The sequence below is a fragment of the Pelagibacterium sp. genome, assembly GCF_048264985.1.
GTDB lineage: Bacteria > Pseudomonadota > Alphaproteobacteria > Rhizobiales > Devosiaceae > Pelagibacterium.
The window spans coordinates 1150989-1166214 of sequence record NZ_JBLXCL010000001.1; the positions used below are offsets into that span (position 1 = coordinate 1150989).

Annotated in this window: 16 protein-coding genes; 12 read left to right on the forward strand and 4 right to left on the reverse strand. The window is 56.8% G+C overall.

Translation table 11 applies throughout. The features are described from left to right. Window positions 1-9: 9 nt before the first annotated feature. From ACN0TA_RS05665 to ACN0TA_RS05685, 5 genes are all read left to right on the forward strand, one after another. Window positions 10-183, forward strand: coding sequence for a hypothetical protein (locus ACN0TA_RS05665; RefSeq protein WP_417580675.1), 174 nt, complete (start codon window positions 10-12; stop codon window positions 181-183). Window positions 184-589: 406 nt separating this feature from the next. After that, window positions 590-1108 carry an RNA polymerase sigma factor gene (locus ACN0TA_RS05670; protein ID WP_417580677.1) on the forward strand — a complete coding sequence of 173 codons (519 nt, stop codon included), beginning with the start codon at window positions 590-592 and terminating at the stop codon, window positions 1106-1108. 8 nt (window positions 1109-1116) lie between these two features. Next, window positions 1117-1851 (forward strand): anti-sigma factor family protein, encoded by a 735-nt coding sequence (locus ACN0TA_RS05675; RefSeq protein WP_417580679.1) that lies wholly within the window; start codon window positions 1117-1119, stop codon window positions 1849-1851. Window positions 1852-1955: 104 nt separating this feature from the next. Next, complete coding sequence (locus ACN0TA_RS05680) at window positions 1956-3140, forward strand: sulfite oxidase (protein ID WP_417580681.1); 1185 nt, start codon at window positions 1956-1958, stop codon at window positions 3138-3140. A 19-nt stretch (window positions 3141-3159) separates the two neighbouring features. Further along, window positions 3160-3510 carry a c-type cytochrome gene (locus ACN0TA_RS05685; protein WP_417580683.1) on the forward strand — a complete coding sequence of 117 codons (351 nt, stop codon included), beginning with the start codon at window positions 3160-3162 and terminating at the stop codon, window positions 3508-3510. 81 nt (window positions 3511-3591) lie between these two features. Here the strand turns inward: ACN0TA_RS05685 and ACN0TA_RS05690 are convergent, their stop codons facing one another. Beyond that, window positions 3592-4239: a DsbA family protein gene (locus ACN0TA_RS05690; RefSeq protein ID WP_417580685.1), complete on the reverse strand. Its 648-nt coding sequence runs from the start codon at window positions 4237-4239 to the stop codon at window positions 3592-3594. Between the two features lie 105 nt (window positions 4240-4344). Here ACN0TA_RS05690 and ACN0TA_RS05695 point away from each other — a divergent pair, with 105 nt between their 5' ends. The 4 genes from ACN0TA_RS05695 to ACN0TA_RS05710 are packed head-to-tail and all read left to right on the forward strand — an operon-like array spanning window position 4345 to window position 8961. After that, window positions 4345-5007, forward strand: coding sequence for a response regulator (locus tag ACN0TA_RS05695; protein ID WP_417580687.1), 663 nt, complete (start codon window positions 4345-4347; stop codon window positions 5005-5007). After that, entirely contained in the window at window positions 5004-6350 is a 1347-nt protein-coding gene (locus tag ACN0TA_RS05700) for an ATP-binding protein (RefSeq protein ID WP_417580689.1), read from the forward strand. Before ACN0TA_RS05695 ends, ACN0TA_RS05700 begins: the two co-directional genes overlap by 4 nt. Window positions 6351-6409: 59 nt before the next feature. Beyond that, window positions 6410-8167: a protein-disulfide reductase DsbD gene (gene dsbD / locus ACN0TA_RS05705; RefSeq protein ID WP_417580691.1), complete on the forward strand. Its 1758-nt coding sequence runs from the start codon at window positions 6410-6412 to the stop codon at window positions 8165-8167. 26 nt (window positions 8168-8193) lie between these two features. Continuing rightward, window positions 8194-8961, forward strand: coding sequence for a prolipoprotein diacylglyceryl transferase family protein (locus ACN0TA_RS05710; protein ID WP_417580693.1), 768 nt, complete (start codon window positions 8194-8196; stop codon window positions 8959-8961). Window positions 8962-8995: 34 nt separating this feature from the next. Here the strand turns inward: ACN0TA_RS05710 and ACN0TA_RS05715 are convergent, their stop codons facing one another. Next, window positions 8996-9520 (reverse strand): L,D-transpeptidase, encoded by a 525-nt coding sequence (locus ACN0TA_RS05715; protein ID WP_417580695.1) that lies wholly within the window; start codon window positions 9518-9520, stop codon window positions 8996-8998. 385 nt (window positions 9521-9905) lie between these two features. Here ACN0TA_RS05715 and ACN0TA_RS05720 point away from each other — a divergent pair, with 385 nt between their 5' ends. Further along, complete coding sequence (locus ACN0TA_RS05720) at window positions 9906-11138, forward strand: ATP-binding protein (RefSeq protein WP_417580697.1); 1233 nt, start codon at window positions 9906-9908, stop codon at window positions 11136-11138. 40 nt (window positions 11139-11178) lie between these two features. Here ACN0TA_RS05720 and ACN0TA_RS05725 read toward each other — a convergent pair whose 3' ends face one another. Together ACN0TA_RS05725 and ACN0TA_RS05730 are read right to left on the reverse strand one after the other, a co-directional pair. Then, window positions 11179-12444: an MFS transporter gene (locus tag ACN0TA_RS05725; protein WP_417580699.1), complete on the reverse strand. Its 1266-nt coding sequence runs from the start codon at window positions 12442-12444 to the stop codon at window positions 11179-11181. 362 nt (window positions 12445-12806) lie between these two features. Continuing rightward, window positions 12807-13295: a PTS sugar transporter subunit IIA gene (locus ACN0TA_RS05730; protein ID WP_417580701.1), complete on the reverse strand. Its 489-nt coding sequence runs from the start codon at window positions 13293-13295 to the stop codon at window positions 12807-12809. 874 nt (window positions 13296-14169) lie between these two features. On the opposite strand from ACN0TA_RS05730, the gene rnk reads away from it, so the two are divergent. Beyond that, on the forward strand, window positions 14170-14577 hold the full coding sequence (rnk, locus tag ACN0TA_RS05735; RefSeq protein ID WP_417580703.1) for a nucleoside diphosphate kinase regulator: 408 nt from the start codon (window positions 14170-14172) through the stop codon (window positions 14575-14577). Window positions 14578-14696: 119 nt separating this feature from the next. Beyond that, window positions 14697-15212 (forward strand): hypothetical protein, encoded by a 516-nt coding sequence (locus tag ACN0TA_RS05740; protein ID WP_417580705.1) that lies wholly within the window; start codon window positions 14697-14699, stop codon window positions 15210-15212. The last annotated feature ends 14 nt before the right edge of the window (window positions 15213-15226 follow it).

The window sequence follows — 15226 nt, forward strand, 5'->3', positions numbered from 1 at the left end:
ACTCGGGTTATGCGTTACCCTCTTTGGGCTTTTTTGTTCGTCTTCCTGCTGCCGCCTTTTGCGCTGCACGCTGCGTTGGCCGGCAAGGCAGGCATTGAAGGGCAGGGGCCAAAAGCCGAGCGTTTAGAGACTGCGCTGAGCGCACCGCTCGAAACCATACCGGTCACACTTCACGCCTTCTAGTGCGTCAGTGCAACCAGAAGCTGGCCTGAACGAGCGCTCTCAGCCACGGATGAGCGATCGCCGAAGGCAAGATGGGCAATATAACCGGTATAAACGTAATCATTTGTAGATCCCCGTGTTTTCGGGACGACAAGTCGACCCAGCGTGTCTTTTTGCATGAAGCACGACGCTTGCGCAATTGTTGAGATACCAGGTTCACATCCATTGCAATTGCGGTATTAGCAGCTCGGAAAACCGATGTGTGAGCAGTTCGTATGCTCGTAGAGATCGCCGCCTCTGCGGTGGGCATACATTTGCCAAAGCGACAATGTGAAGGGTCAGTGCAGAAGAACTCGATTTTATTTGGCCGATTGATTACCCTCCCATTGAGGTGCGGAGGAGCATCGTTTTTGTGCAGGATTTCAGGGTGACAAGCTTACCGTTCGAGCAACGCCTTTATCCAGTGCGCGAGCGTCTGATGCGCTACGCTTTTGCGCTGACTCGCGACCGCGATGAGGCCAGAGACTTGTTTCAGGAAACAATGGTCCGTGCCATGTCAGCAGGCGATGTTCCCGCGGCCGATCCTGCATTCCGCGCTTGGCTCTTCAAAATCATTCGCAACCTCTGGATCGACCGCTCTCGTTCCCATGCCAGGCGTGTCCGTCTTTACGACCAATTCGCCAATGGCGAGGCCGGTGAAGCGGGTGAAGCGACGACCGAACGCAATTATGCAGTGCGGGAGGCATTTGCCTTTCTTTCTGTTGAGCACCAGGAAGTGCTCGCTCTGGTTGACATTGCTGGTTTTAGCTACGAGGAAACCGGCGAACTTTTGTCCATCCCAAGAGGCACAGTAATGAGTCGTGTCTCGCGGGCGAGACAGAGCCTGTTCCAATTGTTATCCGGCGATGCGGTGGTTCCACTGTCCCGTCCCAGAAGGTCGCTGTGAGCGCTGACATGTCCATCAATTTTGATACGCTGAGCGCCTATGTTGACGGCGAACTCGATACCGAAACTCAGAAATTCGTTCAAGCCGCGCTCGCCGACGACCCTAATCTGCATCGCCAGGTATCCGACTTGCGTGACCTCAAGCGCGACGTCGCGGCAATGCGGGGTGACTGGGCACAAGAAGATCTGGCCGTACGACGGCGCAGCGTGTTGCCCTTTGGCGCGGCAATTGCGGCTGCGCTTATCGTTATCGTTGTTTCAGCAACGCTAGCAGCGGCCTGGCTCGGCGTTGCTCGGGCGCCCGGAACAGGTTTGGCCAGCCAGATGGTGGCCGTTCATGATGGCTTTGCAGAGTCTGGACTCAATGGTCCGTTTCTCCCAGCGTCCGCACCTGAGACCGAATTGTTTCGACGGGCCGGGTTGCAACTGATTGTGGATGAAGTCCGCGTCATGCCTGGCAGTATCGATATCCGACATCACGGATATGCCGGTCCCAACGGTTGCCGTGTCAGCGTTTTCACTATCCCTTTTGAAGCTCGTGAGGCCGTCCCGTTTGTGTCAGAAGAGGCTGGCTTGCTGTCTGCACACTGGGATATCGCTGATGGTGTCTCTGTGGTGGTGGCGCGCGCAATGGATCCAGAACGGTTCGCAGCCATCGCTGATGCACTCGAAAGCATTACAAAGCCTGACTTTGCACCTCTCGTCGCCGGTGTTGAATTTCCACGCACCAGCTGCGTGGGGTAGCAGGCAAGTTTATTTCGTCGATGATGGAATAAAGCGCAGCCGCTGCTCGTCTCTTCTCTCACAAGTGCGCAATCGTGCGCCGAATTTGAGGGAGGATCCCGGACATGGAAAAAATCGATCTGCGCCGTCGCCATCTTTTGGCAGGCAGCGCCGGCGCTGCTGCAGTAATGGCCACGGGCTTCAATGTTTCGGCTCAAGAGGCTGACGCCAGCCCTTTGCCGCAATATGTGGACTTCAAGGACGCCGACGCGCTCATAATTCATTCCAACAATACAATCGAAACCAAGCGTGAAGTGTTCGGTGTACAGCCAATCACCACTGAACATCAGCTTTATGTGCGCAACAACGTTACTTCACCCGACGAGAGCATCGTGGCGGACCGCGACGCGTGGGAAGTTTCGATCGAGGGTGTGAGCACACCCGGCACCCTGACTGTGGGTGAACTCAAGAAGATGGGCGTTGAAACAGTTGCCATGGTTCTACAGTGCTCCGGCAACGGTCGTGCGTTCTATGAGCATGAAACCAGTGGCACACAATGGCAGACTGGCGCCGCAGGCTGCGTGATGTGGACTGGTGTGCCGTTGCGTACGGTCGTAGAAAACATGGGCGGCGTTGTTGATGGCGCGCAGTTCGTTACCGGTACCGGCGGCGAGGAAATTCCCGAAGGTCTCAATGCTGCGGACGTGATCGTTGAGCGTTCGGTTCCGCTCGACGCTCTCGACAACATTCTGCTTGCCTGGGACATGAATGGTGAGCCGATTTCGCTCGCTCACGGCGGCCCACTGCGCATGATCGTGCCAGGCTTCACCGGGGTGAACAACGTCAAGTACATCAAGCGCGTTGCGATGACGGAGGTCGAAACCGATGCCTTGATCCAGCGCCAGCGCTACCGCTTGGTCCCGTTAGGGGAGAGCGGTTCGCCCGAGTATCCTTCGGTTTGGCAGATGGAAGTTAAATCCTGGATTACCGGTCCCCTTGAACATTCGACATCAGGTATGCACCAGATTACTGGCCTCGCATTCGGTGGAGTCAATGCCGTAGACAGCGTTGAAGTTTCGCTCGATGGCGGGGAAACCTGGGAAGCTGCGCAGTTTGTCGGCCCGGATCTTGGACAGTACGCTTGGCGTCCCTTCGTGCTGCCCAAAGAACTTGCGCCAGGCACTTACCGCATTGTCAGCCGAGCAACCGATAACCAGGGCAATCAGCAGCCCGAAGCGCCTGAACCCAACCAATCCGGCTATAATCACAACGGCTGGCGCGCGCCGGGCATTGACGTCACTATCAGCTAGAAAACGAAAGACAACCTAGATGTTCAACACAATTTCGCGCGTCGGTGCATGTGCGGCAATCCTCCTCTCGCTTGCTGCACCGACCGCGTTCGCTCAGTCCGACGATGAAATGCTTGAGCTTGGCCGTACGGTCTTTCTCGAAAGTGCGGAGCCGGCCTGCGGCCTGTGTCACACCCTGGCTGATGCCGGGACAGACGGTGGCATCGGTCCGATACTGGATGATCTCAAGCCGTCAGTCGATCAGGTGCGGCTTGCGGTAACGCTGGGTGTAGGCCCGATGCAGCCCTACACAGCGTTATCGGACGATGAGGTTGCTGCACTGGCCTATTATGTGTCGAGCGTCACGGGCGGCGAAGCAGCCGATCAGTAGCTCTGATAGTCAACGTACTTGAAAGGGCCGCGACTGCGGCCCTTTTGTATTGGGTAAAGGCTCTGGGCTGAGCGCAGGGAGCTACATCCCCAATTCGAACCGAGCGGACGCTACAATTTCGCGAAACTGGCCGAGATCGAGTGCACCGCCGACGAAATATGGTCCGATAAAATAGGCAGGTGTACCTGTAATGCCAACTTGGTCAGCTTCGGCGAGATTGCGCCGCAATTGGTCGAGCAGAGCGTCGCCTTCGTTTTCGATGATCGTATCCACTTTTCGCATGTCCACAGGAGATCCTTCCAGCGCCTCTCGCATTTCAGCTTCAGTGATCCGGCCGCCCGGAATGGACATGAGCGCTTCATGCGCCTCAAGATACTGGCCGTTCCGGTGGGCAGCCAGGGCGGCCTGACCGCCATAGACTGAAGCCGCCGAGAGAATGGGCCAATCCTTGTACATCACCGTGAGATTGGAATCGCTTTCCCGAAGCGCCTTGAGATGCGGAGCGCTCTGCTTGCAGAAAGGGCAATTGTAATCGAGGAAGGCGACAATGGTCAGATTAGCATCCGTAGCGCCAAACGTCGGCGTATCAGGGGAGCCAAACATGGCTTCCAGGTCGGGCGGTAGATCCTGCTCCTGACTGGTGGCTGGCGTGGCATATGCGGTGACTGCCGCGAATGGGGCAATGAGGGCAAGTTTTGCAGCATCGCGTCGGGTCATGGGCTTTGGCATTGGGGTCTCCAGTCAATTTAGCGCTGCAGCCTAAGCGGGTACCTTAAGCCAGCCTTAAGACTGCCATTCTCAAAGCGGATCGAGACGCGCAGACAGGAGACAAATTTGCGCATACTGGTGGTTGAAGACGATGTAATCCTCAATGACGGCCTGGTCACCGGATTGAGTCTGGCCGGGTTTTCCGTCGAAAGCGCTGCGACACTCGATGAAGCGCGTGCCGCGCTTGCTGCCGGTGGCTTTTCCGCCGTGGTGCTAGATGTCATGTTGCCTGACGGCATGGGGACAGACCTGCTGGCGGAGCTGCGCGCAAACGGTGATCGACAGGCAGTGCTCCTGTTGACAGCGCGCGACAGTGTGTCGGATCGCATCTCGGGGCTAGATGCTGGCGCCGATGACTATCTGGGCAAGCCTTTTGATCTCGATGAATTGGCAGCGCGCTTGCGCGCGTTGGTGCGTCGTTCAAATGGGCATGCCAGCGCCCATCTGGTCTGGCGGGCCATCACGCTGGACCCTGCCAGCATGCAAGTCGCCGTCGGCGACGAGCTGGTGGCGCTTTCTCGGCGGGAGTTTTCGGTGCTGCACGCGCTAATGCAGTCGCCCGAAATCATTCAGTCGAAGTCCGGCTTGGAGGAAAAGCTATATGGCTGGCAAGAGGACGTCGAAAGCAACGCGATTGAGGTCCATATCCACCACTTGCGACAAAAAATAGGTCGGTCCGCCATAGAGACGGTAAGGGGTGTCGGTTACCGCATGGGACGCTGCTCATGAGCACGATCCGTGGTCGCCTCGTTGTCATCCTCATGGTCGCGACCGGTTTGGTCTGGCTCACGGCTGCGGGCTGGATCTACATGAGTACGCGGAGCGAGGTCGAGCGCGTTCTGGACGCGCGTTTGAGTGAAGCCGGCCGCATGGTCTCCTCTCTTGTCTCAAGCCGGGAAATCACGGTAGCCGACACGCAGGATATGATTGACGGCATGAAGCCAGTGCCATCTGAAATTTCCTATGACCACCAGCTGTCGTGTCAGCTTTGGTCGTTTGACGGAAATCTAGTCGGACGCTCCGACGGCGCTCCGGCAACAGCCCTGTCGGGCCATGAGAATGGATTTGCCGACACGGAAATTGACGGCGAACGCTGGCGCGTGTTCGCAGTTTCAGATCCGGAAACGGGGATAAGAGTTTTGGTTGGCGACAGCATCGACCTGCGTGAGCGGTTGGTGGGGGATGTCATTACCGGGTTGATCGTTCCGGCTGGCCTCGTGCTTCCGTTGATGGCCGTGCTGATCCTGGTTAGCGTAAATCGCGGGCTATTGCCGCTGGACCGAGTCGCCGGCAATCTCGCAATGCGCCGAGCTGATGAACTCGACCCAATTGAAAGTGAGGGGCCGGATGAAATCCGGCCCATGATTACTGCGCTCAATGCATTGTTTTCCCGTGTCGACCAGGCGCGCGAGCGTGAGCGCAATTTCACCGCCTTCGCGGCGCACGAATTGCGAACGCCGCTGACAGGGCTCAAGACCCAGGCCCAAATTGCTATTCGGAGCGACGATCCCCAGGTCCAGCGCAAGGCGCTCGAACAGATCGTATCTGGTGTCGATCGCACGGCGCGTATGGTGGGCCAGCTCCTAGCCATTGCTTCGGTGGAAGCACCGGCCGAGGCTGAGACCGGTGAGGTGGTCGATGCCGGCAAGGCAGTTACATCGCTGCTTTCGACGCTTCAGGTCTCGCCACATCTGCATTTTAGAGGACTGGACGCGCTCAAAGACGCCAGATTTTCGATTTCACCAGTCGATTTCGATCTCATCTTTCGCAACGTTATGGAAAATGCCATTGCGCACTCACCACAATGCGGCACCATCACTCTCGCGTTTGCAGTCAGCCAAGGCATGGGCGTTATCGAAGTGAGAGATGAGGGGCCAGGCATGCCGGAAAAGGAAATCGCCCAGGCAAAGGATCGGTTTTTCCGCGGTCGCAACAAGACCCCTTCAGGCAGCGGTCTTGGCCTTTCGATCGCAGACGCGGCGGCCCAGCGGGCCCGTGGCAGTCTCAAGATCGAAAATGTCGCGCCCCACGGGCTGTTGGTTCGTGTCATGTTGCCGCTGTCCGACTCTTAAGTTCGGCTTAAGCTCGCTTGCCCAATCAGCGCGCAAATAACAGTCCGGAGTTCTTGTTTATGTCCGTGTTGCGGTTCGTCCTCTTACTGCCTTTGCTTCTTCTAGCCGGCTTTGCTTCCGCCCAGGATGCTCCTTTGCGCGTCGAGGAGGCATTTGGCCTGGACGTTTCCGATGTCGGCGACACAATCTCGCTCAGTTTTTCAATCGAACAGGGCTACTATCTCTACAATGACAGGATTGCTGTCAGCGGAGAAGGTGGCGAGGAGCTTGCTCTCGAACTGCCCACCGGTCAGATCTATGAGGACCCGACGTTCGGCACCACTGAAACGCTCTGGGATGATTTCTCAGTCACCTTGCCGGCCACTGACGCCAAGACGCTGTCGATCAGTTATCAGGGGTGCAAGGACGGCAGTATCTGTTATCCCCCCGTCAATCGCTCGCTGGACGTCGCTTCACTCTCACTGTCGGACAATCTTGGCTTCGCCATGCTGGGGGCCGAAGACGCGAATGCCGTAGTCTCGCCGATCAAGATAGCCCAAGATACAGGTGGATCGTTGCTCTCTGATCTTGTGGAACAGGGCGGGGTGCTGTTCGTTGTCGGTGGTTTCTTGGTGTTTGGTGTAGCCTTGGCCTTCACCCCCTGTGTGTTCCCAATGTACCCGATCCTTGCTGGCACATTGACCCAGTCGGGCCGGACGCTGTCCACGCCAAGGGCATTCACGATATCGTTGACCTATGTGCTGGGTATGGCCATGGCTTTCGGGCTCCTTGGTCTCGCAGCGGCATGGTCCGGACAGAACCTTCAAATGGCATTGCAATCGCCTTGGGCGGTATGGGGTGTTGCGATCTTGTTTGCGGTGCTCGCAACGTCAATGTTTGGCGCCTTCGAGTTGCAGCTTCCAAGTTCCTGGATGACTTTCATTTCACGCCATTCTGGTGGCGGCGGTCATGCCGGGGCAGGAGTGATGGGCTTTCTATCAGCTTTGATCGTCGGGCCGTGTGTGACCGCCCCGCTTGCGGCAGCGCTGATTTATATCGCTCAGACTGGCGATGCGGCCCTGGGTGCGTCGGCACTCTTCGCTCTGGGGTTGGGCAAGGGGATCCCGCTCATTGTTTTCGGCACAGTTGGGGGCAAGGCGTTGCCACGTGCTGGGGCGTGGATGGAACGGGTAAAGCATGCCTTCGGCTTTGTCTTCATCGCAGCCTCCATATGGATGCTTGAACGTGCATTGCCTGGTTCCATCTCTCTTGCGCTCTGGGCTGGCCTTGCGTTCGCAATCGCAGTTTATCTGCTATGGACGGTGCCCGACATGCGGTCAGGCTGGCGCGTGGCTGGCGGCGTTTTGGGCATTGCGGCTCTTGCCTATGGCGGTGTTCTGGGATTTGGCGCCGCGACTGGCGCCAGGAGCCCGCTCGATCCGCTGCATGGCATTGCTCCGGCACCGCTAGCGAGCGACACTCAGACTTTGAACGTTGCAGGGTTAGATGGACTGTCCGATGCTATCGCGAGCACGAATGGGCAGCACAGGATCGTCTATTTTACCGCCGATTGGTGCATTTCCTGCGCCGTAATCGAACGTGAAATCTGGGACAATCCGACAGCACTTGCCGGACTTTCCGAAACCGCAATCATCAAAGTTGATGTCACAGAGAATTCGCCGAACGATCAGATAGTTATGCAGGTTCTCGACGTTTTCGGGCCGCCAACCATGCTCTATGTCGACCGACAGGCCACTGAGGTCGAAGGCACGCGGCTGATTGGGGAAACCAGCGTTAGCGATTTTCGTGAAATGGCGGCGACGGCAGGGCTACTTTAGTGAACGCCGTCACTATAGGACCGTTGATGTTCACTGCAGACCGGTTTGCAGCCATCCTCGGCATCGCAGGTTTTTTTATAGCCATGCTTGTGGTGGGGCGCCTCCTCAAGCGCCCGGCCAGCGATCTCGCGATATCGGTCATACTGAGCGGGATCGTCGGCGCGCGCCTCGTGCACATCCTTGTGCACGCTGAGAGCTTCATGGCTGAGCCGTTGCGCGTGTTCTACGTATGGCAAGGCGGCTTCAATGTCTGGGGAGGCATACTCGGCATCGCTTTGGCCCTCGCCTTGCAGGTCCGCAAGCTACCGCTACTTGCAAGTACGATTGCGGCCACCATTGTCGGATTTGGCATCTGGGGTGGAGCGCTACTTCTCGTGCAGCAGACCACGGGCGCGCCACTGCCACGTACGGCACTTATGACCATCGAAGGTGAAAGAATAAACCTCGCCCAGTTCAGAGGTGAACCGATGGTCATCAACCTGTGGGCAAGTTGGTGTCCCCCATGTGTGCGCGAAATGCCAATGTTTGCCGAGGCTGCACGGGAAAATCCTGGTGTGAATTTCGTATTCGTCAATCAGGGCGAAGGTGCCGACGACATAGAAGCGTTTCTGGCATATCAAAACCTGTCTCTAGAGCACGTGATTCTTGACCCAACCTGGGCCGTGTCGCGCAATTATGATGCACGCGGTTTGCCGGCCACACTGTTTATAAACTCCGATGGCATTGTATCGGCGGTCTACGCCGGTGAAGTCTCTCCGGAATTGATGGAAGACCGTGTTTCTGCATTGCAATGATGCGGTCCCGCCCATATTGGGCGGGACCCCGACCTCAGGCAACGAGGATCGGTGATCCGTCCCTGACGCGCTTGGCGAGGTCGATGACATCCTGGTGGAGCAGGCGAACGCAGCCCGACGACACCGCTTGGCCAATTGACCAGACTTCACCGGTCCCATGCAGTCGATAAAGGGTATCGGTATTACCCTTGTGGATGTAGAGGGACCGCGCCCCCAATGGGTTGTCGAGCCCCGGTGGTTGGCCGTGGCGCCACCTCTCCAACTCTGGCTGCCGCGCGATCATTTCTGCTGGAGGTGTCCACACCGGCCATTCACGTTTGTAAGCTACGTGGGCGCGGCCGGACCATTCGAACCCCTGCCGCCCAATACCTATCCCATAGCGCATGGCCGTTCCATCATCATGGACGTGGTAGAGAAACCTGTTGGCAGTATCGACCACCACAGTTCCAGCCTTTTCGCTTGTGGGGTAGGGCACTTCTTGGCGCCAGTATTTTGGGTCGATTTGCGAAACATCGACGGCAGGTACGGGGAACTCCTCGTCCGGTAACGCCCGATACATGTAAACCACATCTGCCGGTGGCTGTGGTGGCGGCGCTGGCCGGGCAACGACCCGCGGCGCCGTTGTGCTACAGCCAGCGGCCGCAAGCGCCAACCCACCAGCAGATCCTATGAGGAAGAGTCGGCGACTGATATTTGATGCATATTTTGTCATAAGTGCTCCATCAGATTGATGAAGCTGCTTCCGGCTTGTCCCTTAAGGGTGACTTATGGCAACGGCATGCTTCAGAACTGTTGTGTTTGCTCGATCGGCAAGCTTGGCAGCAACGGGCCTGGGAGCGTTCGGCCCCTTTTCGTGGCCCTTGAGTTGGCCTATTGTCTCAAAGCGGTTCCATGCGCCACTTGCGCCTCCGGAAGCCGGTTTACGGGCAGCTTGAGAGACCAACTTGTTACGAGAATTCGCCGACGATATCAGTGCCATTCAGCGGATTGCTGCGGTCCCAAATATCCTCGATATCGTGTGCCGTTCCACTGGGATGGGCTTTGCCGCCGTTGCTCGGGTTACCGAGGAGCGCTGGATAGCTTGTCAGGTCCTCGACAACATCCATTTCGGCCTCGCCGTCGGTGGCGAGCTGAAGGTCGAATCCACGCTTTGCCATGAGGTCCGGCAGCTCAACGAAGTCATCGTTTTTGACAACGCGAGCGAGGATGACCGCTTCCGCGATCATCACACACCTAGGATCTATGATCTGCAAAGCTATATTTCCGTCCCCATAGTACTGCCCGATGGGCAGTTCTTTGGAACGTTGTGCGCCATAGATCCTCACCCCCATAATGTCAGCACGCCAGAAATCGTTGGCACAATGAAGCTCTTTGCCGAGTTGATCGCCTATCACTTGGACGCAGATGAAAAGCTCTATGCCAGCCAGATCGACCTGGCGAATGAGCGCAAGTCGGCGGAGTTCCGCGAACAGTTTATCGCGGTGTTGGGGCACGATCTGCGCAACCCTCTCACGGCGCTGGGTGCGGGCATAGACCGGCTCCTGCGTGATGGGTGGACAGAACGATCTCCGTTGATCCTGCAATTGATGAAGACCAGCGTCGCACGCTCGCATGCACTTGTTGCAAACGTTATGGACTTTGCGCGTTCACGGCTTGGTAGCGGGATAGATCTTCTGTTCGAGCCCGAACGCGATCTCGAAACAACCCTATCCGATATTGTGGATGAGATGCGGTCGAGCCATCCCGAATGTACCATAGAGACGCATTTCAAACTCGATAATCGCGTTGATGTCGATCACACCCGCATCGGTCAATTGGTCTCGAACCTTCTAGGCAATGCAGTTACCCACGGATCGATTTCACAACCCATTAAGGTCGTGGCCAGTTCGAGCGAAGCCATGTTCGAGCTGTCGGTGGTTAATCAGGGCGGACCGATATCAAGCACAGCAATGGACCAATTGTTCGAGCCGTTTTATCGCGGACAAGATAATAACCGCGAGGGGCTGGGCTTGGGACTTTACATCGCTTCACAGATCGCTAAGGCGCATGGAGGCAAGCTCGACGTCACATCCACTGCCGAGGAAACTGCTTTCATTTTTACAATGCCGGTGTCTGATCCGCAGAAGACGGGCGATAATTTGGATGCTCAAAATGGGGTGCTGCCCGCCAACGGGTAGGACGCTTGCTCGCTCCACTCCGGCGGCTTGTTGGGCCGAACTACGTACGTTTGCTCAATCCCAGGAAGAGCAGACCGCCGCTAACACTCAGAATACCAAGAAACGTAAGGACGCCAGGTAGCCCGAAAGTGGCGTTGACTGGTGCCGAAACCGCCTGAATAGCCGCAGCGCCCGCAAAAAATGCAAGGTTGACTGCCGATAGCGCCTTTCCGGCATGTTGCGATCCCACCGACGCGCGCCCGAGCGCAAAGAGCAATGGCTGAACCGAGATTAGCGCCCCGAAGGCAACAATCAGCGCAATGTCAAAACTCTTCGGAAGCACGTCGACCCCCGAGATAGTTGCCAAAAACCCACCCTGAGCGCCGGCGGGCAGTAGTATCAAAGCAATTCCCGCAAGGATATGGCCCGTGGTCAATATCGTGTTGGAATGACCAAAGCGCTTTTCAAGAATGCCAACGATCATGGGCATTGCGATCAACATCATGGTCAGCGCAAGCAAAACGTTGCCGGCTGACACCCGGGACATATCCTTGGCTTCCATGAGCCAAGGGCCGCCCCACATGCCACGAACCCCTATCATTATGGCAAAAGACACAAAGGCCAGAACGACGACGCCCCGAAGTGCCGGCGATGCCCCGATTTTCAGGACTTCGACAACTTCGGATCGCACGCTGGCGGGTGTTTCGCTTGTCGGCGGTATCGGGCGGATCGCTACTTGTACGATCGCCAGAACAGCCAACGCAAAAACGGCGGGCAGTCCATAGGCGAGCCGCCAGCCATATGACTCGATAATCCAGGCGATGGGGCTGGCTGAAAGCACCATTCCGCTGTTCCCGACGCCGAGAATGACTGCTGACCATAAAGCAAACTGCCCCGAACTGACCGTTCGCGCGGCATAAGTGAGTGGACAAAGCAGCATTCCGCAACACCCGATCCCAAGTATAATCTGGGTGATTGCAAATCCCGTCGGCCCTTGGATAAGCGCTGCAAACGCAGACCCGATGGCAACCACACTCAACAGTGCGCTCACCACCGTCTTGACGCTGAAACGATCGAGAGCGACCCCCACTGGAATTTGCCCAGCAGCAAACGCCAAGTGGTAAAAACCGGTCATTGCAGCGATATCGCCGGCCGATACCGCCAGATCGCCGGCAAGCACATCCGCCGATATTGCTGGAAGTGTGCGCACCATGTTGGAAATCATGTGCCCGAGCGCGAGTATGACTAAAGGAAACGCGGTAAGCCAGAAAACTGAAGCTGGGCGATTGGTGTTGGCGGCTCGGGGCGGAACGATGTGGGACGTCATTAAGGTTTTTTGCCTGCCGAATTCATTTGGGCAGAGATTGGCTCTGCTCACGAATGTCCATCTGCCTCTGCACTTGCCAGTTTCGGCGCTGTGGGTCCAGAAAGCAGACCACTAATCGAATCCGGCGCTAGGCTTTGTATTCGCTTTTTCTTTTTGGATTGTTTGCGCTCTTGATCGCCTTCGCGTTTAGCCATCTTGGACAATCTCGCCAAGTGCCGCAACGTGTTTGTGACGGCCACGAACCTTAGGGCAGGGTGCTTGATCACCGCGTTTGGCACACTCACCCCAGCCGGACGTTTTTCGCCGACCGTGAGTTGTTTCCTTTTTTGAGTCCCCTGCATATTGACAGGAGTAACTCGGCGTTACAGAGGCTTTTCAGGCTGCGTTCGACGCGTGTATATGCCCACGGAAGCCATGACATCTTCGACGTCTGGAATATCTTTGGCGCAGCGTATCTTGGCAGCCTTGTCAGGCGCGTTGGCCACTTTGCCGAAGCGCGGAAGCGCCAGATGTAGCCAGCGCAGATCGTGCCGATTGCCAACGACCGAGAGCAGTAAATCCACCGGAGCTTCATCGCTTGCATCAAAGTCCACGGCACTCTTGAGCACTGTGACTTGAATAAGTGGTGGGCAGGCCTCGTTGAAGATCGTATGCGGCGCGGCCACCCCCGAACCGATAGCGGTCGAACCCAGACGTTCGCGAGTCAGAAAACAGCTGCTGATGTCCTGAGTGGAAAGCTCAGGTCGAAGCGCGCCAATGCGTTGGGCAAGCGAACTCAGCGCTGCTTTGCGTGACTTTGATGTCTTGTCGACTGTGAAGTCTATTTCGAAGGAAACACCCGCGAGTGTCATCACGAACCCCCGTCTGGCATCCGATGATACCAACCAAAGCAATAAAACTATCGTGAGTATTATCCCGAGAACGCGAAGACTATTCGCTCTCCCGGGTTATTCATCTCGGGTGCGGGTTGCAGCGTGACGGAAATATTTAAATCTATAATAGGTCATGGCGGATGAAACGTAACGTTGAATTATATAAAGTCAACTGAACTATTTTGTCGCGCCCATGATGCATTGTCCCGCCTTGCAAAAGAAACTTTCGAAGTTATGTTCTCGCCATGCTTTGCACTTTGATCGATATTGCCGGCCCACTGGCGCCTATAGGCGCGCGACCTGCCCCCCGGGCGGAGGTGAACGCGCTGCGCTAGAGCTGGCGTGCCGACCCGGGTTTGGTGGTTTGTGTGGTGTAATTCGCGAATGCGGGCGGAGTCAGTTGTGCGTTCTTCAGATAATCCTTTCACATGTCTTCATTGCAAAGAGTCTATACCTCGGGCTGCTATGCGTTGCCCGTGGTGCTTGAAGCCTCTCCCCGAACATTGGCCGGTTCGGTTTCCGCGATACGTGACATCGAGTTCAGGCGAGCCGTTGCGCACGGTGCGATGAACATTCTTGGTGGCCATTGGTCGCAATGGGTGTGCCGCGGCTTGACTTCATGGCGCAAAGGACTAGCTATTGTTCCATGTCGATCCGAGCACGTCTTGCATTGTTGCAGAGTCTCAAGGGACAGCCCGTAACAGGACTGTAGCCCGAAGCTCGGCCATTTGCGCCTTCCGAGCTTCGGGAGGTGCGCTTTTCGCTCAGCACGATTAGCGCCTTCGGTGCCTTCACCATAGATTAGAATTTTTGACCGCCAGCGCTTTGAGGCTGACGGAGATCGTGTGCGATTATGTCCCAAACTGCAATGAAAACGCCGGCCCTGCCGCGGCTCGTGCTCGGCGCGGAAGACCATGGAAAATTGACGACCATGGCGAACGGTATCAGCGGGCCGATGGCCGCCGTGGCCGATCAACTCATGACAGAGTTGGACCGTGCACGCGTCGTGGCTCAAGGAAAACTGCCTGATGACGCTGTTCGTATGGGGTCTGTGGTTTCATTTACAACTACCGATGGCTTCGATCGCACATTTCAGCTCGTGTTTCCCGGCGAAGCCGACATCAGCTCCGGCAAAGTGTCGGTTCTGACGCCGATCGGTGCTGCCCTGATTGGGCTACGCGAGGGGCAGAGCATCCCGTGGACTTCACGTGATGGACGCAAGCTGACGCTAACCGTCGTCAACGTCCGTCCAGGTGACTGAGATGAGTGAAGCAACAACGATCCTCAGTCTTCAGGTCCTCAAGATTGGATCATGGGGCCAGATCGAACTCCGTCGGTCTGGCCCATGTTCGCATTTGGCTCCAACAGCAGGACGTTCTCATGAGTTCCGCCATTCTTCCCAGACTTACGCCGCGTGATTTTGCGATCCTTGAAACGATATTGGCCGACCATCTCGGAGGCGGCGATCAGCTCATTGCTGCCGTCCGTAAGAAGTTGAGGCTTGCGCAACTCGTTTTTGCTGATGATTTGGCCAAAGATGTCGCCACTATCGGCTCGCGCATTGTGTTCTCAATCGATGATGGCGTTCCCCAGGAGCGCACGCTCGTTTCAGTAGAGCACTACGTTCCGGGACAGGGCCACCAGACATTGGCCAGCCTTCGCGGTGTGGCTTTGCTGGGATTAAGCGCGGGCGAGCGGATCGCAATCGATTGTGGTGGGCGCCTCGAACAGCTCGAGCTGCACCGGGTACTCTATCAGCCGGAATCGGAAATCAAGGCGCGCAAAAAGCAAAGTCCCATTCACCTGGTATCGAGTCGCGATGACAAGCAATCCGTCGGGCCCCATCGCCTCAAGATGCCCCATCCAGATGACGACCCAGGACCTTCAGCTGCGTAGATCCTGACTTACGG